Origin of the sequence: Halocalculus aciditolerans, from assembly GCF_014647475.1 — an archaeon.
Lineage (GTDB): Archaea > Halobacteriota > Halobacteria > Halobacteriales > Halobacteriaceae > Halocalculus > Halocalculus aciditolerans.
Genome location: NZ_BMPG01000003.1, coordinates 200153 through 219121, shown reverse-complemented (window position 1 = coordinate 219121; position 18969 = coordinate 200153). Strand labels below are relative to the sequence as shown.

23 protein-coding genes and 1 pseudogene are annotated in these 18969 nt (G+C 65.3%); 11 read left to right on the top strand and 13 right to left on the bottom strand.

The genetic code is table 11. The features are described 5' to 3' along the window. Positions 1-20: 20 nt before the first annotated feature. Positions 21-938, top strand: coding sequence for a hypothetical protein (locus IEY26_RS12140; RefSeq protein WP_188979295.1), 918 nt, complete (start codon positions 21-23; stop codon positions 936-938). Here IEY26_RS12140 and IEY26_RS12135 read toward each other — a convergent pair. Beyond that, a complete protein-coding gene (locus IEY26_RS12135) occupies positions 932-1396 on the bottom strand; it encodes a hypothetical protein (protein ID WP_188979293.1) in 465 nt (154 codons plus the stop codon). The genes IEY26_RS12140 and IEY26_RS12135 overlap by 7 nt on opposite strands. Positions 1397-1823: 427 nt before the next feature. Here IEY26_RS12135 and IEY26_RS12130 point away from each other — a divergent pair, with 427 nt between their 5' ends. Further along, complete coding sequence (locus IEY26_RS12130) at positions 1824-3095, top strand: DUF1565 domain-containing protein (RefSeq protein WP_188979291.1); 1272 nt, start codon at positions 1824-1826, stop codon at positions 3093-3095. Here IEY26_RS12130 and IEY26_RS12125 read toward each other — a convergent pair. Together IEY26_RS12125 and IEY26_RS12120 are read right to left on the bottom strand one after the other, a co-directional pair. Then, a pseudogene (locus IEY26_RS12125) lies at positions 3092-3271 on the bottom strand (7-cyano-7-deazaguanine synthase); the annotation flags it as partial. The gene IEY26_RS12130 and the pseudogene IEY26_RS12125 sit on opposite strands and share 4 nt — an antisense overlap. A 179-nt stretch (positions 3272-3450) precedes the next feature. Further along, positions 3451-4338 carry a hypothetical protein gene (locus IEY26_RS12120; protein WP_188979289.1) on the bottom strand — a complete coding sequence of 296 codons (888 nt, stop codon included), beginning with the start codon at positions 4336-4338 and terminating at the stop codon, positions 3451-3453. Between the two features lie 108 nt (positions 4339-4446). On the opposite strand from IEY26_RS12120, the gene IEY26_RS17680 reads away from it, so the two are divergent. After that, positions 4447-4575, top strand: a complete 129-nt coding sequence (locus IEY26_RS17680) for a hypothetical protein (protein WP_268239811.1) — start codon at positions 4447-4449, stop codon at positions 4573-4575. On the opposite strand, the gene IEY26_RS17470 is transcribed toward IEY26_RS17680, so the two are convergent. After that, complete coding sequence (locus IEY26_RS17470) at positions 4555-4956, bottom strand: hypothetical protein (protein ID WP_229774086.1); 402 nt, start codon at positions 4954-4956, stop codon at positions 4555-4557. The genes IEY26_RS17680 and IEY26_RS17470 overlap by 21 nt on opposite strands. 7 nt (positions 4957-4963) lie before the next feature. On the opposite strand from IEY26_RS17470, the gene IEY26_RS17465 reads away from it, so the two are divergent. Then, positions 4964-5377, top strand: a complete 414-nt coding sequence (locus IEY26_RS17465; RefSeq protein WP_229774085.1) for a glycosyltransferase family 2 protein — start codon at positions 4964-4966, stop codon at positions 5375-5377. A gap of 198 nt (positions 5378-5575) precedes the next feature. Here the strand turns inward: IEY26_RS17465 and IEY26_RS12110 are convergent, their stop codons facing one another. Then, complete coding sequence (locus IEY26_RS12110; protein WP_188979287.1) at positions 5576-6448, bottom strand: CPBP family intramembrane glutamic endopeptidase; 873 nt, start codon at positions 6446-6448, stop codon at positions 5576-5578. Positions 6449-6914: 466 nt separating this feature from the next. Between IEY26_RS12110 and IEY26_RS12105 the strand changes: the two genes are divergently transcribed. Further along, on the top strand, positions 6915-7157 hold the full coding sequence (locus IEY26_RS12105; protein ID WP_229774083.1) for a hypothetical protein: 243 nt from the start codon (positions 6915-6917) through the stop codon (positions 7155-7157). A 1303-nt stretch (positions 7158-8460) separates the two neighbouring features. Here IEY26_RS12105 and IEY26_RS12100 read toward each other — a convergent pair. Beyond that, a complete protein-coding gene (locus tag IEY26_RS12100) occupies positions 8461-8694 on the bottom strand; it encodes a DUF2249 domain-containing protein (protein WP_188979283.1) in 234 nt (77 codons plus the stop codon). 54 nt (positions 8695-8748) lie between these two features. After that, positions 8749-8973: a DUF2249 domain-containing protein gene (locus tag IEY26_RS12095; RefSeq protein ID WP_188979281.1), complete on the bottom strand. Its 225-nt coding sequence runs from the start codon at positions 8971-8973 to the stop codon at positions 8749-8751. A 92-nt stretch (positions 8974-9065) separates the two neighbouring features. Here IEY26_RS12095 and IEY26_RS12090 point away from each other — a divergent pair, with 92 nt between their 5' ends. The 3 genes from IEY26_RS12090 to IEY26_RS12080 all read left to right on the top strand — a co-directional run bounded on the left by IEY26_RS12090 (position 9066) and on the right by IEY26_RS12080 (position 12310). Continuing rightward, positions 9066-11378 carry a nitric-oxide reductase large subunit gene (locus IEY26_RS12090; RefSeq protein WP_188979279.1) on the top strand — a complete coding sequence of 771 codons (2313 nt, stop codon included), beginning with the start codon at positions 9066-9068 and terminating at the stop codon, positions 11376-11378. 58 nt (positions 11379-11436) lie between these two features. Beyond that, a complete protein-coding gene (locus IEY26_RS12085; protein WP_188979277.1) occupies positions 11437-11736 on the top strand; it encodes a CGCGG family putative rSAM-modified RiPP protein in 300 nt (99 codons plus the stop codon). An 85-nt stretch (positions 11737-11821) separates the two neighbouring features. Next, on the top strand, positions 11822-12310 hold the full coding sequence (locus IEY26_RS12080) for a hypothetical protein (RefSeq protein ID WP_229774082.1): 489 nt from the start codon (positions 11822-11824) through the stop codon (positions 12308-12310). 104 nt (positions 12311-12414) lie between these two features. Here IEY26_RS12080 and IEY26_RS12075 read toward each other — a convergent pair whose 3' ends face one another. The 3 genes from IEY26_RS12075 to IEY26_RS12065 all read right to left on the bottom strand — a co-directional run bounded on the left by IEY26_RS12075 (position 12415) and on the right by IEY26_RS12065 (position 13635). Further along, positions 12415-12951 carry a hypothetical protein gene (locus IEY26_RS12075; RefSeq protein ID WP_188979275.1) on the bottom strand — a complete coding sequence of 179 codons (537 nt, stop codon included), beginning with the start codon at positions 12949-12951 and terminating at the stop codon, positions 12415-12417. After that, complete coding sequence (locus IEY26_RS12070; RefSeq protein ID WP_188879219.1) at positions 12944-13258, bottom strand: cupin domain-containing protein; 315 nt, start codon at positions 13256-13258, stop codon at positions 12944-12946. Before IEY26_RS12070 ends, IEY26_RS12075 begins: the two co-directional genes overlap by 8 nt. 104 nt (positions 13259-13362) lie before the next feature. Further along, positions 13363-13635, bottom strand: a complete 273-nt coding sequence (locus IEY26_RS12065; RefSeq protein WP_188879218.1) for a DUF2249 domain-containing protein — start codon at positions 13633-13635, stop codon at positions 13363-13365. Between the two features lie 88 nt (positions 13636-13723). On the opposite strand from IEY26_RS12065, the gene IEY26_RS12060 reads away from it, so the two are divergent. Further along, a complete protein-coding gene (locus tag IEY26_RS12060) occupies positions 13724-14830 on the top strand; it encodes a TIGR04053 family radical SAM/SPASM domain-containing protein (RefSeq protein ID WP_188979273.1) in 1107 nt (368 codons plus the stop codon). After that, entirely contained in the window at positions 14827-15120 is a 294-nt protein-coding gene (locus IEY26_RS12055; RefSeq protein ID WP_188979271.1) for a hypothetical protein, read from the top strand. The genes IEY26_RS12060 and IEY26_RS12055 overlap by 4 nt, the downstream gene beginning before the upstream one ends. 134 nt (positions 15121-15254) lie before the next feature. On the opposite strand, the gene IEY26_RS12050 is transcribed toward IEY26_RS12055, so the two are convergent. The 3 genes from IEY26_RS12050 to IEY26_RS12040 form a co-directional block, all read right to left on the bottom strand. Further along, the gene (locus tag IEY26_RS12050; protein WP_188979269.1) at positions 15255-16586 is read right to left on the bottom strand and encodes an APC family permease; all 1332 of its coding nucleotides are present in this window, start codon (positions 16584-16586) and stop codon (positions 15255-15257) included. 211 nt (positions 16587-16797) lie between these two features. After that, entirely contained in the window at positions 16798-17067 is a 270-nt protein-coding gene (locus IEY26_RS12045) for a bacteriophage holin (RefSeq protein WP_188979267.1), read from the bottom strand. A gap of 247 nt (positions 17068-17314) precedes the next feature. Next, entirely contained in the window at positions 17315-18637 is a 1323-nt protein-coding gene (locus tag IEY26_RS12040) for a hypothetical protein (RefSeq protein ID WP_188979266.1), read from the bottom strand. An 89-nt stretch (positions 18638-18726) separates the two neighbouring features. On the opposite strand from IEY26_RS12040, the gene IEY26_RS12035 reads away from it, so the two are divergent. Further along, a complete protein-coding gene (locus IEY26_RS12035; RefSeq protein WP_188979263.1) occupies positions 18727-18909 on the top strand; it encodes a hypothetical protein in 183 nt (60 codons plus the stop codon). Positions 18910-18969: the final 60 nt, after the last annotated feature.

The window sequence follows — 18969 nt, the reverse complement described above, 5'->3', positions numbered from 1 at the left end:
GACAGATAGGGATAGAGTGGATGTCTTCGATGATTCGTCTCTCCCACCTCTACCTCCTCATCTTCATCCTCGTTCCGGGATACGTCTGTCTGCGGGGGTATCTAGAGGGAAACCTAATCCTCGACGACCAGGGACGGACCGATAAGCTCATCGTGATTATTATCGGTGGGTTCGCATCGCTCTGCATCACGGTAATTCTGCATCGAGTGAACATCGTCGGGTGGAGCGAGTTCGTCCTCGCGTGGCTGACGACGGCACCAGCAGCCTTCGACCCGCCTCCGGTTCCGTCTAACGGACCGGTGACGGTCAACCCTGAGAACGGTCGTTCGGTGCTGAACACCGCGGGCGTGCTGATCGTAGAGTCAGTTATCGGAGGAGGTCTTGGGTTTATATACGGGCGGTTGAAGCTCCCGCCAGACGACCGAGAGAACCTAGCGATGTCGCGTCGGGAACTACGTCAACCGTGGGAGGAGGCATTCGAGTACGCGACGCTCGATACCGAGGCGACGGTGATTACGACGAATGGCGACGAGATTCACGGAAAGATAGAGCAGCTCGGATCGCCGTCCGAAGACTATGACATTCTCCTAGCGGACCCGGAGAAGGTTGTTCGAGCACCATCTGGTCGCATTCTGCGGCGTGATGGAATCGGCTTGCACTCCTATCATCATTATCGCGATATTTCCCGGGTCGAGTTCGAAAGCGGGTTCGATTATCCCCAGGACGATGAAGCACTGCTTGAGCGGATTTGGAGTCGACTCGAGCAGGAGGCGAGATGGTCCGGAGAGAAGACTGGGTTGAAACGCGTCTGGGACTGGATAGTCGCCCGTGTGAACGCCGGCGGTGAAGAAGGCGAGGAGACCGGGAAAGTGACTTCTCTCTCACTGGAGGGAGAAAGCGAGAGAGAAAGGGGGGAAAGAGACGAAGGAAGTCAGTAGTGAACGCTATTCTGCTTGAATTGTGGATAGGCGTCGTAGACGTGGTCCATCAGCCCGCGGATTGAGAGCCCGTTGTACTCGCGGATAACGCCGCTAGCGACCTCCGCGATTCTCTCGGCAGTATCGTTTGCTTCGAGCAGGTCTTCGAAGACATCGACACCATCGGAAGTAAGCGAATAGTCAACTCGATGGTTTCCGCTAAACGTGGGAACCCGCTCGATTTTGACGAGTCCTCTTCGTTCGTACATTTCGAGGTCTTCGAGAACTTCTTTCGAGAAGGGGCCGTGATTATGCCCGATAAACTCGTAGAGGCTGATGTCTCCCTCTTCTTCCTCAATTCTTTTTTGCGCGAGGAAGGAGAGCTTCTGCAGTCGGGTCTTCCCCTTAATCTTGTGGTTGTCGGCCTCATAGAGGATGGCGAGAGGGACTGCTTGCTTGATCCGAATCTTGAGTTCCATCTTTGGAGCACCCCGTTCAGCCGATCCGCCGCGTCTACACGCTAGTTCATCGCCCTCCGATTTAATTGTTCCGTCAGCCAAACATGTGATGTCTGAGGCAGACACGTGCGCTTAGAGGTCCTTTCGCGAGTTCTCCCGAGACGACTCCGACTGGACGCGAATTCGGCTTCCCCGACGTCGACGCCGACCGGTATGAGGAGAGCGAGGTTCGACGCCGGAGTTGCCGACGGGTAGACGGTCTGCCTGCTAGACGGTGGTCGTCTATAGCTCAACGTCCACATCGCTCGAACCAGACGGCTGAGTCGTAGTTAGACGCGGATAACCAGACGTTGTGAGAGTGAGGTCGAGGCAAGACGCCGACGTCCTACGCAGCGGTTAGTAAGAGCATGCCAAACGTTTTTGCGTGTGTCGGAGAGTGATGCCGTGCATGCGGCGACGGAGAGCGCTGGCGCTCGCGGCGGCGGGAGTGGGGTTCGTCGCAGGCTGTAGCGGCGCGTCACAGACGGCGGACGACGGAACGACGTCGACGCCGGCGTCGACGGGCGGGACGGCGGAAACGACGCGGGCGAACCCGAACACGGTGTTCGTCTCGCCGGACGGGTCCGTGGCGAACGACGGGACGGAAGCGGCCCCGTATCGGTCGATTCAGCGCGCGCTCACGGAAGCCGAACCGGGTGACACGGTGTACGTGAAACCGGGAGAGTACGCCGAGCGAATCGAGCCGCCGCGCGGCGGCGAACCGGACGCGCCGATAACGATTACGGGGCCGCCGGACGCCGTCTTGAAGAGCGACCCCGAAGCGTACAACGTCGTCATCATCAGGCACAGCCACGTCCACGTCACGGGACTCACCATCGACGGACTGGAGAACCCCGACGCGCCCGACGACGTCGAGTCGTACAGCCGCGCCCAGCTCGTGCAGCTACGGCCGCCGGTCAGCACGGACGCGTATCTGGAAGACGTCGTCGTGTCGCCGCACCGAATCGGGAACACACAGAAGTCGCTCGTGAGCGTGGAGCGGAGCAAACACGTCGAAGTCGGGCCGTTCCGCGTCATCGGTCCGGCGGGAACGAAGTATCTCCTCACCGACGAGCACGGCCACAACGGCGAGTTCGTCTACATCGGAACGTCACCGAGCAACCTCGGGACCGACTGGCACCCGTGGACCGCGTACGACGAGACGAGTGACGTCCACGTCCACCACATCGACAACAGCGAGGGGTACGGGCATTCAGAGTTAGCGAACACGAAACTCGGCACGCGCGACGTCCTCGTCGAATACTGTACGGACGGCGGCGGGTCGCAGAACACGGAGGATACGCCGGCCGCGTCGGTCCGGTTCCAGAGTTTCGACGCGACCGTCCGGTGGTGCGACCTGCGGAACGGGAAGGGGCGCGGCGTCGAAGTCGGGAGTTACAAGTCTCGGGACGCGCAGGACGAGTCGGCGGAGCCGTCGGCTATCGAGCGGCGCGGCGGGACGGACAACGCGGTCTACGGGAACCGACTGTCGGGGTTCGACGACGCGGCGGTCGCGTATCCAGTCGAGCGACAGACGCAGGCCGACCAACGCTACGTCTGCGGGAACGATGTCGACGGGGAGACGGACGGCGACCCGACGGGCGCGTGTCCCGCGGACGTTCCCGACGGCGACGGTGTCGGGCATCGAGGGGGCGAGAGTCCGCGACGCGAGGAGAGCTAGGTGTAGTCGGGCCGCTCTGCGTACTCGATAGGGTCGCGGACGCCGACGGTCCGGAGGGCCTAGAGGCGGAAGGCGCAGGCGTCGCAGGTGCCGCACGCGGGTTCGTCGTCGCGGTAGCAACTCCACGTGAGCGCGCAGGGGACGTCGAGTTCGGATCCCTTCTCGGCGATGTCGGTGCCGTTGTTAGTCTCGTGCTGTTCTTCGTCGGCGCGTTCCCAACTGTCCACGGTCTCCGTACTGGCATCGAGAAGTCATTACGAGACAGTGAATGGGAATATACAGAGGACTGATCGGGTTCAACCGACCAGTTACTTCAGGAGGAGTCTATTGGTCCATTCTACTCCGATATTAGTCCTTATCCAATGTCAGGTTCGTCGGGGAGTCCCTCAGTTGAGTCCTCATCCGAGATCTGGGCGCGGATGTGGTATAGGACGTATCCCAGTCCCAGTGCCCAGATAACGAATACGAGGACTGCTTCTACCGCCACCGGGGCTGGGATGAACGTTAGTTCCGTTTCTCGAAGGAGGTACATCAGTAATGGGACAAAGACGGTGAGAATAATCGCGACGGCGCTTGCTCTGAGCGTCCCCCATAGTTGAGCTGTATCAATGGCATTGAATCGGTCTACGAGTTTCTGACGTTCCCTCCGGAGTCCTCGGATCTCCGTGTTCGTCTGAATCCACTGCCGCTCGTTCTGATTATATTGCTCTCGATTATGAATTTGCCACTGGTGGTCTATTTGATCGTATGCTGCTTGCACTTCGGCATCTACTGGAACGTCTGGTAATTGCGCCGGCTGAAACAGCCCGCCAGTAGGCTGGAGTTTGTTGAGTACGTCTTCATATCGCTCTTGTAGTTGTTCCGTGTGGAAGTCATTTAGATCGGCGATATCTACCCCCAGAAAATCTGCAAACGCACCGTGGACTTCCATCGGTTCCACTTCATCAGGGTCTTCTTGAAACTCGTCGCCAACATAGTTCTCGATGAAATCCTCGACCTGCTCCTCCGCTTTCTCTCGCTGTTCCTGATCTTCCCACATCTCCTCGATGTTCTCGAGCTTTTCGTTGAGTCGCTCCTTCCTATCTCGCAGGCCTCGAAGTCTGGCATCGATTGCTCGCACACGCCGGTCAATTCGATTCCGCTCCGAGCTGAGGCTCGTGAGTTTGCTGGTGAGAAGAGCAGTGAGAATACCGATGAACACACTAGCTGAGGCTGCCAGTGCGCCATAGAGCCCTGTGACCATCTTGGGAAGAGATCCATACCAAGAGTCTTCATTCCACCGGCCTCCCTCCCCGTCCCACATTTCAAATAAACAGGCGAGCCCGGAGAACTCCTATGATTCAAATGTGCGATGAACACCGAACGAATCGCCTTACTCGCAGTCACGGTCGCACTCCTCATCGGTGGCGTTGCGGCGGTGTTCGCACCGTCCATCGTCGACGCCGGTGGGCTCGCGTCGCTACTCGGGTTCGCGCTCTGAGGCGTAACGCTCCTCTTCGGGGCGACCGCGCTCAGTTGGCTCGTCCCCACGACCGTCACGGGGGCGGGCTACGAGACGCCGTCCACCGAGTACGGCCTCGACGAGATCCGGGTCGGTATCATGACCGTCGACGCCGACGACGTCGTCCGGGACACTGTCGACTCCCTCCCGGAGGGGCTCGACGACGTGCACGTGATCGCGGAGTCGCCCATCGCCGTCTCTGGGGCCAGCGTTCACGTCGTCCCGGAGGGGTTCTCCCGTCGTGCCGTCCGGAGGGGCCGCGCTCAGGAGTGGGCGCGGCAGGCGCTGACCTGTGAGGAGGAGTTCGTGCGCTGCCTCGACGAGGACAGCGTCGTCGAGTCTGAGCTGTCTGGCGGACACCTACCGAATGGGCGTCCAGTTCGAGCAGCGCGCGTTCGCGCGACTCTCGATCCCCCTCTTCGCGTGGGGTGGCGGCATCGCGGTTCGAACGGAGGTCGAGGAGCAGACGACGTGGGATCGGGAGACGCCCGTCGAGGACACCGCGTTCGTCTGGGCGGCCTTCCAGGAGACCGACGTGACGTTCGCGCTCTCGGACGCGGTCTGCGGGGACGAAGCTCCGCCGCCGCTGGACGAGATCCTCCAGCAGCGCCGTCGCTGGGCGGCGGGGGACGTCCAGGCGTCGAAGATGCTCTCCCGGCGGTACGAACCGCTGACTCGGGTGCGAAACTACGCGTGGGCGCTCTCGCCATCGTCACCCCGGTCGTCGTCCCGCTGTCGCCGGTTATCGCCGTTATCCACTCGATGGGAACGGTCACGGTGACGCAACCCGCCGGAGACGTTTCGAGTGCCGACGAAGGTCGGCGGTAAGTAACTCCTAGAGGCGTCAGAGAAACAATCCCACGCCGTCGCAGTCGGTGGTCAACGCGTCAGGTATGGGCTACGTACTAAACAGGAATTTCAGCACTACCTCTGAATGAAACTGTCTCGACACCGACTGTCAGACAAGGTCCTCACGAGACTACTCAGCCTTAGGGCCAGTATTACGATTCCAGCGAAGCGTCGGGCGAGCGATGTCCGAAACAACGCGGAGCTGGCCGTTCACTGAGTAGGACCACCAGAAGAACAGACCGATACCGATAGCTGCCCCGGCAACCCGAATGAGAACTGCCTCACTCGGGAGGACGAGCGACTCCGCGACCGTTGTGCGTGACATCAGTTGAACGAGCGTCGCCCGCTGCGGGGCTGACCCGCCAATCATTCCGGCAAAGTTCACGCCGAAGTGAATACCGATCGGAATCGCGAGATCGCCACTAAAGACGTATGCAACGCCGAGGAGCACAGCCAGCCCACCGGCCATGAGGCCAAATACTTCCCCACGGGCGGAGTGAGTGAGGTAAAAGAATACCGACGCAATCAGCACAGCGACGCTAGCGGCCACACTCCGTGGGATAGCTGAAACCCCCTCCAGTCCTTCGAGGACGTTCGTAATGACGTATCCTCGGACGAAGAATTCTTCTGCGGCGACGATGAGAAGTTGCGAAACAGCAGTACCAAATACGAGAAGGAGCCAAACAGCAGGCCCACTAGCCATCTTGATGCCGTCTATCTCGTAAAATCCCACAAGTACTCCGACAGCAATGCTAAGAACCGTGATCCCCACTCCGAGTGCGAACCCCCCTACGAACGGACGCCACACACCACGGTCGGAAGAGGGACCCAAATCGGAGAGTACCCGCCGGTCAAGTACCATCGCAACAAGCGATACACCGAGGACGATTCCCGCTACTTGAGGAACCCCACGAATCGAGGTGTTCACGACCTCGGTAACCGGGCCGTTTCCGGCGAGAACTGAGGGGCGGATGGTCCGACCAGTGTTGGCGAAGGTGAGCACCACTATGATTCCCGTGATAAGGCGTATGGGTGCTCGAGGCCGGCGTTCGTCGTCGTTCCACACCACTCGGAGTGGCGGCCACAATCGGCCGTTCTCGTTCCGGAGTTTCGTGGGCATTGGGCGAGGACCTATGACCCAATTGTGTCAGTTACTGCTGTTAAACTTGGGGAGGCAGTTCGTTGATCGCACGACCCTAGGCAGGATAAAGCGTGAGACAGGACTTCCAAATGAACGGACCGTGATAGGATACGGACGTTATTAGACTACCGACGCTGTCTAGTGAAGCGGGTGCGACCGAGTGAGCCGCTCCCATTAGAGGTATCGTGCTTCCACCGAAAGCGTTCGTGAGCCGCTCAAGCGACGGCCTCTCCCGCCGGCGAACTATCGAATCACTGCCCGCAGTGATCGTTGATGCTCACCGAGCACCGCAATCGGTCGAAGCAGATAGTTTCGGCTTAACTAGACCGTGCCTGCATCGAATATTTATTCTCATACAGACACACGTACAGATATTACGTCCCTGCAGAAAGCCCTCCTCGTGGAGCCGTTCGCGATCCTCCTCGTGCTTTATGGAGGATGTAGAATAATAGAATCGGATATAATGGGTGAATCCTGGGCCCTCTACGCAGGGCTTTACCTCGGTCTCTTTGGACTCGTCTACGGTCTCGTCGGTGTCAGAATCCTTGAGCGTTTCCGAAACGACGTGTGAAGAGCAGAGGGTGATGCAGCAGAGCCGAATAATGACCCTCAGAAGATGCCGGTGTCTCTCCCAGGCAACAGACTGGAGAGACAGAAGATAATTACGTCGTTCTACAGTATTCTGGTTTCGAGTAAGCGTGATAATCACATGTCAAAGTTAGGACTGTGGACGAACGCAATAGGTCTCCTCATTAGTATCGTAGGTACCCTGTTGCTGTTCTCGCACACGACCAACCAGTACCATGCGGCTATTCAGGATATCGGGTCGATAGCGGTGGGATACCTCGGTCTCATTCTTCTCGGGGTGTCAGTATCAGTTACTGGCGTTGCACTACTGTTGGCGGCGAACGATGGGTGAGGTGTACATCAGGCGGGTCATCGATCAGACAACTGACTGACTAGCTCGCACACTCATTCACCGGCCGTTCCACGGCAGGATCCGTGACGAGAGCACGCCTACTTAATCAGTAGAGAATCCCAGACGCTAACGGAGCTCCCCATGACGATGTCACGGAAGCTCAAGAGCTGTCTATTGCGTTACGACAGCGTATAGCCCCGGGCAGATGTAGCGGGGCGCACAAATACCGCCCTGTGAGAAGGCATGGCTTCCGACTACGAGCAGCAGCCAGGCCTCTGAGAAGCCCCATCCGGCGACGAAGAATCGACACCGTGGACGACGCTCGGACTCTCGATCGCGAACGAGCAGGACATGCCCACGACCAATCGGTTCGTCGAATGCGTGCTCAGCAAACTTCGGAACGAACCGGTCGGTGCCGGCCACAGTTGGGGAAAAGCGCACGCAGCTCTTCTCTGTCGACGGACGCCCTGGACGGTTTCGGAAGCGCTCCTTCGATACTCGGGTCGGCTGGGACGAGACGACAGTCAGCCGCGACGCCGTCCGTGAGGAGCTAATCCACCGCTTCACGAACACGCGGTCGCTCTCGACGGCGTTCGACGTCGAAGCACGCGGTGGAGCGCGACCGATTCCGCGTCAAGCGCGTCGGACGCCTCACCAACCCCTAGCCCGCACTTAACCGACACTCGACGGCGTTGACCGTCATTGTTGGTCAAGGAGGCTAGATGGCTCTCGGGAGTTTTTCGACGCCAGGGAAGCGTGCGGCGCGTGAACCACGGGCCGTCGACCGACCACGACACGGCCTAACTCGCAGAACGACGCGGGAGAGGACGCCGAACAGTTCGAACGCGAGCACCTCGCGGCGGCACAGCGCGAGGTCCTCGACGCGGTCCTGGAGCGCTGACGCGACGCTCCGCGTCGCTGTCGCGGACGAGAAGAACGGGCGGGTTCGGGGCGGCTACTGCTTCGGGAAGTGCGCGACGAACTCGCCCGGGCCGCGCTCCTCGACGGCGTAGCCGTCGGCGTCGAAGGCCTCGACTTCGGCCTGAAACTCGTAGAAGAGCGGTTTCGGCTCGTGGTCGTTGACGATCGTCAGGACGTCGCCGGCGTCCAGCTCCTCGAAGGCGTCGTGGATCTTCGGGTGGCGATCGGACGGCGGGACGTCCCGGACGTCGAGTGTCGTCTCACTCATGCGCGTCGTACTCGGCCCGGCACCGAAGTAGCCCTTCTCCCGAACGGGTTCGGCTCACTCCGCGGGCTCGATACGCACGTGCCACTCGTCCTCGTCCACCTGCTCCGTCTCGTGCGTGAACCCGCGCGACTCGAGGACGCCGTAGAGCGGCACCGGTTCGAAGGTGTTGACGAGGCGGAGCGAGTCGCCGTCGGAGAGGTCGTCGAGCGCGTCGGTGATCGTTTCGAACGGGTCGCCGTCGTGCTCGCGGACGTCGAGGACGCGTTCCGTGGGAGGCATCGACGCCTGCTACGCGGCCGCCGAGGGTGTCGCTTCCCCCGAACGTGTTCGACGCCACCAAGTAGTGCGGGGGCGACGAACCGCCGAACGAGATGCGCATACGCAGAGAGACGTTGGCGAAGGCCCTCGTGGTGGCGTTCGTCTTCAACTTGGTCGTGATGGGCGCGGGGGCGTACCTCGCGTACGAACAGTCGCCACAGCGGCCCGCGGAGGTCGTCGGTCCGGACGGTGACGTCATCGCGACGAACGAAGACATCGTCGCCGGGAAGGCGGTCTTCCAGCAGAACAGCCTCATGAATCACGGGTCGGTCCTCGGGAACGGCGCGTACTTCGGCGCGGACTACACGGCGGACGCGCTCGACAGGCTCACGACGAACATGCGTGAGTACGTCGCGCGCGAACGCTACGGCGCGTCGTCGTACGCCGCCCTCGACGACGCCGAGCAGGCCGCCGTGAACGACGTCGTCGAGCGCCAGCTCTCGGCGGGCGAGTTCGGCGAGACGCTCGAACTCACTCCCGCCGAGGCGTACGCCTACGGTGAGGTCCGCGAGTCGTACGTCGAGCGCTACAACGGCGGCGACCGCGAGGCCGGCATCCCCGCCGGCTTCGTCTCGACGCCCGAGGACGCCCGGCGCTTCGCGGACTTCGCGGTCTGGACGGCGATGTTCTCCGCCATCGACCGCCCCGGGACCGCGCACTCCTACACGAACGACTGGCCGTACGCGCCCGGCGCGGGTAACGACGCGCCCGTGAGCGCGCTGACGTGGAGCGTCGTCGCGATGGTGCTCCTCGTCGGCGGGGGCGGCCTCGGCATCTGGCTCTACAGCTCCGTCGAACTCCCCGAACCGGACGCGGCGGGCGTCGACGTCCCCGACCCCGCCGACGTCACGCTCACGCCGAGTCAGTTCGCGGCCGCGCGCTTCGTCCCGGTCGCCGCCGTCCTCTTCCTCGCGCAGACGCTGCTCGGGGGGTTGATGGCGCACTACTACATCGAGCGCGGCGGCTTCTACGGGCTCGCGAGCGCGCTCGGCGTCGACGCGCTCTCGGCGCTCCCGTTCGCCATCACGAAGGCGTGGCACATCGACCTCGCGATCCTCTGGATCGCGACGCTCTGGCTCGGCATCGGGCTCTTCCTCCCGCCGCTGCTCACCGGCCGCGAACCCGCGAACCAGAAGCGCTACGTCCACGTCCTGCTGGGCGCGCTGTTCGTCGTCGTGGTCGGCGGCCTCCTCGGTATCTGGCTCGGCTCGCAGGGCTACATCGAGGGCGCGCTCTGGTGGATCCTCGGGAACGAGGGCCTCGAGTACCTGGAGGTCGGGCGTCTCTGGCAGGTCGGCCTCCTCGTCGGGTTCGCGCTCTGGACGGCGCTCGTCGCGCGCGGCTTCAAGCCCCTCCTGAAGCGGGAGTCGCGCTTCGGCCTCGCGCACATGATCATCTACGCCGGCGGCTCCATCGGCCTGCTGTTCGCGGCGAGCATGTTCTACACGCCGCAGACGACGATGGTCGTGACGGAGTTCTGGCGCTGGTGGGTCGTCCACATGTGGGTCGAGGGCGCCTTCGAGTTCTTCGTCGTCGCCGTCGTCGCCGTCGCGCTCGTCGCGATGAACCTCCTCTCGCGCCGGAGCGCCGAGAAGGCCGTCATGCTCGAAGCCCTCCTCGTGATGGGCGCGGGCGTCATCGGCGTCTCCCACCACTACTGGTGGATCGGCCTCCCCGACTACTGGGTGCCCATCGGGAGCGTCTTCTCCACGCTCGAGTTCATTCCTCTGGTGTTCATCCTCTTCGAGGCCATCGGCGAGTACCGCGCGATGCGCGACGCCGGCGAGTCCTTCCCCTACACGCTCCCGTTCATGTTCATCGTCGCCTCGGGCGTCTGGAACTTCGTCGGCGCGGGCGTCCTCGGCTTCTTCATCAACCTCCCGCTCGTCAACTACTACGAGCACGGCACCTTCCTCACGGTCGGGCACGCCCACGCGTCGATGTTCGGCGCGTTCGGCTTCCTCGCGCTCGGCCTCGCCGTCTACGTCCTGCAGTTCACCACGAAGCGCGGCAAGTGGGACGGCACGAACCTCCGGCGCGCGTTCTGGCTGTGGAACATCGGCCTCGCGTGGATGGTGTTCGTCGGCGACGTCCCCGTCGGCTTCCTCCAGCTCGAGACCGTCTTCACGGGGAACTACGACGCCGCGCGCTCGCTCGCCTTCTACAGCCGCGACCTCGTCCAGACGCTCTTCTGGGCGCGCCTCCCCGGTGACGTCCTCCTCATCCTCGGGACCGCGCTCTTCTCCTACGACGTCCTGAAGAAGCGCTTCGTCCGCCGCGACCCGACGGCCGCCTCGTCCGACGGCACGGTCATCTCGCGGCGCATCTTCGGCGAGAGCGCCAGCGCCGAATCCGACGACGACTAACCGTCCCGAACCCGTTCGGGACGCCGCTCTTCTCTCCTGCGTGCCTCCCATGACACGCATGAGCCACTCGCACGACGCCGAGGCCGTCACCGACGAGACGCATCGGAACTCGTGGTCGGCGAACCTCGAACGCCCCGAGTACGAGTCGGACCGCGAGCGCCTCCTCGCCGACGCCCGCGACGCCGTCCGGCAGACCGCTCCGGGCTACCACGTGAACCTCGTGACGCACGCCGCACACGGCCACCCGGAGACGTACCTCTACGACGCGCTCGACGAGGCGTTCGGCGACGCCGTCGACTACGAGTACGTCGAGCAGTGCGGCTGCGGCGGGCACGTCGTCCGCGTGCGCGTCGAGTAAGCATACGTACTCGGACGGGCGAACGTATCGTTCCAGCACCCCGAGTGACATAAGACATTTATCATATCTCGGCACACGTTCCGATATGGCACCCTCCACACGAACGGCCGATACCCGGACGCTTTCGGGAGTACTGGTCGGACTAGCCGTCCTGGGACTCGCTCTCTCAGTCGCGAACGTTCCCGGTTCCCCGCTTCGGAGTTGGAACCTCGAGTTATTCACGATCTTCGTGTTCCCGCTCGTGATCTCACTCGTCGCGTACGTCCGGTTCGCGGAATCAGTCGCGTGGTGGGAAGTCGCCCTATTAGCCGTCTGGGGTGGGCTGAGTGTCGCTGTTACAGCCTTCGTCGGGTTTCTGGCGACGATGGGTACGCCCGGCGGCTATCCGGGTGTCGCCGTCGAGCTCGTCCGAAACATCGCGATGTTCCTCGCGGCGACGCTCGGACTGGGTATCCCCTACGGCCTCGCCGGGAAGTACCGACGAGAGCACCCCCGACGCACCGTCGTCAGCGCCGTACTTGCCTTGGTCGTCCTGTTCACCCTCTTCAACGCCGTCGCAGTCGTGACGACGTAACCACGGCACCCTCCTGCACCGCCGGTCGCTGTGGTCTCTGAATCTACCAGTGCCGTATCGACCGGGAAGGGGCTCTCTCTCGATAACGCTCTCAGCAGCGCGGCTCAGAACGGGAGCGCGTCGTCGCCCGCGCCGCCGTTCGGGTCCGGGGTCTCGGCGTCGGGGAGTTCGCCCGTCTCGACGTACGCCTCTTCGAGGGCGGCGAGGCGGTCGTTGACGGCGTCGGCGCGCTGGTGGCTGGGCGCGACGCGGACGCGAACGAGCTCGTAGTCGTGGCGCTCCTCGAGGCCGTTCCACGCGCGGAACGCGCCGACGGTGAGGGTGTCGCTCTGCGGGCAGAACTCGGTCGTCGGCGTGAACTCCGCGCGCAGGTCGTCGCCGTCCACGCCGTACCGGAACCCCGCGTTCGGGTGGCGCTGATCGAGGTTGAGGCGCGCGAGGTTGTAGCCGAACGTCACGTCGTAGACGCCGCGCTCCTCGAAGCACTCGCGCGCGGTCTCGTGGACGGCGGCGTGATCGTCGCCCGTCAGCACCTCGGCGTCGGCGAGGAACGGTCCGGGCTCGGGGAGGTGCGCGGGGACGAACGACCCCTGGTCGTCGAAGGCCTCGTCCGCGCCCCCGCTACCGAAGAAACTACGCATCGTCGCCCTCCCGCGGCGCGAGGACCACGAGCGCGGTGCTGTCTTCGCGGGCGCGCGGTTCGATCCGGTGCTCGCCCGCGACGCGGAGGACGTCGCCGTCCCGGAGGTCGTGGGGCTCCCCGTCGAGTTCGACGGTGAGGTGGCCGCCGAGGCCGACGAGCAGGACGTCCACGCCCGGGTGGTCGTGCTCGGGGAGCGACTCGCCGGCGGCGAGCGAGAGCCGAACGGTCCGGGGACCGTCCGCGAAGACGGTGGCGTGCGGTTCCCCGCTCAGATCTGCGAGCGTTTCGGTTTGGACGTCGGACATACGTCGGCGAACGCGCCCCAACCCGTTCACCGTCTCCCCGAACGTGTTCGCGTACGGGGGACGGTCCCGAGTGGCGCGGGGTGGGGACGCTCCACCGATCGGCGTCAGGACCGCCAGACGACCGTCACGACGGCGTCGTCGGTCTCGACGGTCTCGTACGCCCACCCGCGGTCGTCGAGTTTCGGGTAGAGGTGTTGGGGCGCGCGGTCGTTCACCTGCACGAGGACGCGCTCGTCGTCGAAGTCGGCGAGTCGTTCGAGCGTCTCCGTGAGCGGCTCGGGCGGCGGGAGCTCGCGGGCGTCGAGGCGTTCACGCGGCCGGTCCGCGGGCGCGTCGGTCTCGCTGACGGCGTCGTCGACTGCGGTCGCGTCGACCATATCTACGATAACCGACTCCGGAGGGCAAACCGTATCCCCGAACGCGTTCGGGACGGGCTACTCGGGGACGGACGCCCATCCCACGAGTATGCGACCGAGCGACGTCGACACGAGCCAGCGGCCGTTCGTCTGCATCTGGGAAGTCACGCAGGCGTGCGAGCTCGCCTGCGAGCACTGTCGGGCGGACGCCCAACCGGCGCGTCACCCGGACGAGCTCACCACCACCGAGGGGAAGGCGCTCCTCGACGACGCCCGCGCGTTCGGCGACGGCCAACTCGTCGTGCTCTCCGGGGGCGACCCGCTCGCGCGCGACGACACCGTCGACCTCGTCGAGTACGGCGTCGAGAACGGCCTGCAGATGACGATGACGCCGAGCGGTACCGGGTCGCTCACCCGCGAGCGGATCGACGACCTCGCGGACGCCGGCCTCCGGCGGATGGCGCTCAGCCTCGACGGCGCGAGCGCGGCGACTCACGACGCGTTTCGCGGCGAAGCGGGGAGCTTCGACTCCACCGTGGATGCCGCGCGCGCCGCGCGCGACGCCGGCCTCCCGCTCCAGATCAACACGACCGTCTGCGCGCAGACGATCGGGGACCTCCCGGCGATCCGCGACCTCGTCGCCGACCTCGACGCCGTGCTCTGGTCGGTCTTCTTCCTCGTTCCCGTGGGCCGGGGGCGCGTCCTCGACCCCATCGACCCCGAGCGCGCCGAGGGCGTCATGGAGTGGCTCGTCGAGGTAGCCGACGACGCGCCGTTCGGCGTGAAGACGACCGAAGCGCCGCACTATCGGCGCGTCGCCCTCCAGCAGAAACGCGCCGAGGGCGGCATCGCGTCGCCCGCCCGCGACGGTATCGGCCGGCGGACCGGCGTCACGGCGGGCGACGGCTTCGCGTTCGTCAGCCACGTCGGCGACGTCTACCCCTCGGGCTTCCTCCCCGAATCGGCGGGGAACGTCCGCGAGGAGTCGCTCGTCGACGTCTACCGGGACTCGGATCTCTTCGAGTCGCTGCGCGACCCCGACGCGCTCACGGGGAAGTGCGGGGCCTGCGAGTTCCGCCACGTCTGCGGCGGCAGTCGCTCTCGCGCTTACGCGACGGCGGGCGACCCGCTCGCGAGCGATCCGCTCTGCGCGTACGAGCCCGAGGGGTACGACGGCCCGATGCCGGATCAGTCGCCGGCGGAGGTGGAGCTATGAGCGAGGCGGCGTCGAGCGACGCCGGTGACGCGGGGACGACCGACGCCCGCGAGGCGACGCGCCGCGCCCTCGAAGCGCGCGCCGAGGCGGTGCGGAGCGAACAACTCGAGCGCGCCTACTCGCGACTGGAGGCCCGGGACGCCCTCACGCCCGAGCGGGCGCGCGTCCTCGACGACCTCGCCGACCGCCTCGTCGAGGGCTTGCTCGAAGCGCCCGAGCGCGCCGTCGAGGAGGCCGACGACGCCGCCGACGCCGAGCGGGTGCGAGCGCTGTTCGACGCCGAAGAGTAGGCGACGACGCGGGATTCGGGTGTCTTGGAGCAGCGACGCGCCCGCTCGCGAGAGGGGGGTGGGACGATTCGTCACGCCGAGACGCGGAGTTAACGCGTTCTCTTCGACGCTACTCGGAGACGCACAGCCCGCCGTCAGAGGCGTTTCTCCACCGATTTGAACCCCGATTCGATCTCCGTCCGCTCGAAGTACACTCCCTCGACGAGGAGCAGCGCGGCGGCGATCACGACGACGAGCGCGAACACGTGGAACTCCACCGTGTAGAGGTGCCACGCGAAGAGCGGGAGAAACAGGAGCGTTCCGACGAATCCGACGAGCGAGATCCACCGGTTCGGGACGGAGTCTTGCACGAGCGCGACTGCGTTGACCGTTCCGAACACGACGATGAACGACATCGAGGCGAACTCCGTGATCGCTTCCAGATCGCCGTAGACGGTGAACACGACGGTGAAGCCACCGATCAGGAGCAGGGCGTTCGTGGGAACGCCCCGTTCGCGTGCTGAGGCGATCTGGTCGGGGATCAACGCATCGGAGCGCAACCCCTTCGCGAACAGGGCCGCGCTGAACAGCGTCGCGTTGATCGCGCTCGCGGTCGACGCGACGGCCGCCACGCCGATAGCGACGTACCCGACCGTACCGGCGAACTGATCGGCCGCGATGGCGAGCGCGAGGTCGGGGTGAGCGGCGACTTCCCGCTGGCTGACCAGGCTGAGCGTGACGAACGCGACCAACACGTAGGCGAGCGTCGACACCGGAATCGACACGGAGACCGCCTTTCGAAGCGTTCGGGTAGGGTTCGTGATGCTCTCTTGGTCGTAGAAGAGGAGCTGCCAGCCCTCGAAGGAGACGAACGCGACCCCCGCGGCGAGGAACGGCCCGACGGGGTGTGCGAGCGACTGTGCGATGCCGAAGGAGAGCGCGTCGTGTGAGTGTCCATACCAGATGCCGATCGCGCTGAACAGGACGATGACGAGGAGCTTGAGGCCGACCAGCGCGTCTTCGACGAGGCCGGATTCGCGGACGCCGACGAGGTTGAGCGCGATGAAACCGACGACGACGAGCGTCGAAATCACGGGGCGCGCCGGCAGCCCGACGACGGGCAGTTCGGAGACCCCGAAGACGGCGCCGAAGTAGGTCCCGAACGCGTAGGCGTACATCGCGAGCGTGCCGACGTATCCGACGAGCAACGTCCAGCCGACCATTCCCGCGATCTTCGGCCGGTCGAGAAATTCGTCGATGAAGGTGACCGCTCCGCCCGACCCGTCGGTTCGCGAGCTGAGAGCGTTGAGCTCGACGTAGGAGTAGCCGGTCGCCATCACGACGATTCCGGCGAGCAGATAGGCGATCCACGCTGTCGTCCCGGCGACGGCGGCAACGACGCCGAGAACGGCGAAGATACCCCCGCCGATGATGCCCCCGAGCGCGAACGAGACCGCCTCCCGAACGCCGAGTTTGGATTCGGTCATGCTGTCGCTGTCGAACGCGTTCCGGCACCGCTCGTCAGTGTGGTCCCGTGGGCCGTCGACGATTCACTCGTCATGCGCGTGATGGCCACTGGCGGGGGGATCCGTCGGGGTTTCGACGGCACCCGCGGTGGCGAACCCGGGGTCAAGTGCCCGCCGCGTCTCCCACGCCGTCCCACCGGCGAGTCGGGGGCACTCGGTGGTGTTCCGGCCGTCAACTCCCCGCCCCGTCAGGGGTGAGGGCGTCGTAGGCGGTCGCGACCGTCCAGCCCGCGAGGAACCCGTCGATCGCGGCCCACCCGATCCCGACCGCGATACCGCTGGTCGTCTCGTCGAATCCGACGTAGACATCCGAGAGGAGCGAGCGCCATCGTTCCCCCCACCCGACCCGAGCCAACAACCCCACGAGGCCGACGTAGCCGGCCCAGACGAGCGCGATTGCGCCGCCGAGTGCGACGCGATCGATCGGTGAGTCGTCCGTCATAGGGAGTTGTTTTTGTTCAGTTAACAAATTATTTCCCCCGGTTCCAACCTGCTGAGAACCCGTTCCCCTCCCCTTCCAGTCAGTGACAGAGTCGCACTGCCGGCGTCGGGAGCGGCGGACGGACGGTGAGCACGACGTCGGCACCGCGAGCGGACAGCGTGTACGCGCGACGACGGCCGCTGGTACGATAGGTACGAGAGCACTGAACGAGACGAGATCGAGCGGTCGTTTCGATGGAGTGCGGCCATCACTCGCTCGCGAACGACCCGAATCGAGCGCTCACGGCGGGCGCGACGGCGTGTCGGCAGACGACGAGCAGGAGGTTCGCGGCGGCGAGTGCGACGCCGCCCGCGACGAGCGCGTCGCCCGCTCGGGCGAGGGGTGCGGGGAGCGCGACGCCGCCCGTGACGAGGACGAGGAGCGCCGTGCCGGCGAGGAGGAGCGCGAAGTCGACGTGGGCGACGCGCGCGACGTAGAGGTCGTCGATGGTCGGCACGGCCTCGAAGCCGAGGCGGTCGCTGTAGCGGTGCACCCAGACGATGAACGGGACGACGTGGTAGAGCGTGCCGAGGACGACGAAGCCGACGACGCCGAGGACGAGCAGGGAGAACGACCCCGGCGCGCCGACGGCGGCGTCGTAGGCGAGCGGGCGGGCGAGCCAGACGGGGAGCGTCCACGCCGCCCACGCGCCCATCGCGACCGGGAGGACGGCGTATCGGCGGAGCATCGGCCCCCACGAGACGGTGGCGTCCGCGAGGCGACGCGCGAGCACGACGGCGACGGCGAGCACGCCACCGACGACGAGCAGGCCGCCGAGGCGGGCGAGTGGTGCGATCTCGACGAGACGCCCCGTCGCGAGCACGGCGACGCCGAGCGGGTAGACGGTCTCTTCGAGGCGCTGGAGGCGGCGGTCGAGCGCGTCGAGGTCCGACTGGGCGAACATCGGGACGAGCTGGTAGAGCGCGCCGAACACGGTGCAGAGGACGGCGCCGAAGAGCGCGAGCGCGACGTGCGAACCCCGGAGCGCCACGCGGCTCACGGGGAGGAAATCGGGACGAGTGAAGCCGACGGCGAGCGACACGCCGAGCGCGGAGACGGCGAGGAAGGACGCGAGCGCGTACGCGAAGTGGCGTTCGGTGACGTCGAACGGGCGGGCGCGGGCGAGCGTCCGAGCGATGTTGTAGACGAAGACCCAGAACCCGAGGAGCATCGCCGCCGCGAACGCCGGGAGGGGCGCGAACGCGCCGACGAGGAGCGCGACCGCGAAGCCCGCGAGACCGACCGCGAGCAGGGCGAGCTGGACGCCGGCGAGCCGCGTCGAGTGGAGGCGGACGCCCGACCAGACCGGGACGAACTGCGTCATCGCGCCGGCGATGGTGAGACAGACCCAGCCGACGAGCACGAGGTGGACGTGCGCGAGGCCGGCGGCGAGCGCGAACAGCGCGTCACCGCGCAGCAGGCCGACGAGCACCGCGACGCAGAGCGCGCCGAGCGCGACGACGAAGTGGCCGAGCGGCAGCCGCATCGGCGGTTGGACGTCGGTGTCGACGTCGGGGTTCCCGGGGAGCATACGCGCGTCTTCGAGCGCCCGGCACCTACGCGCCGTCCCGAACCCGTTCGGGAAAACGGCTCTCGGCGCGGCGCGTCGAACGGGAACCGATGACCGCCACTGCCGCTCGGGTCCGCGAGGTCGCTCGCAACCGCCTCCCGGTCGCCGTCGGCGTCGTCGCGTTCGCGGTCGCCTGCGCGCTCGCGGACCTCGACGCCGGTGCCGTCGCGGGTACCGTCGCGTTCTGCGCCGCGAAGACCGCCGAGAACCACACCACGGCTCGCGGGCCGTGAGCGCCGTCCCAGCGCGCGGGAGCGAGCGCTAGCCACTTACGGCCCGCTCACGAACCGGGC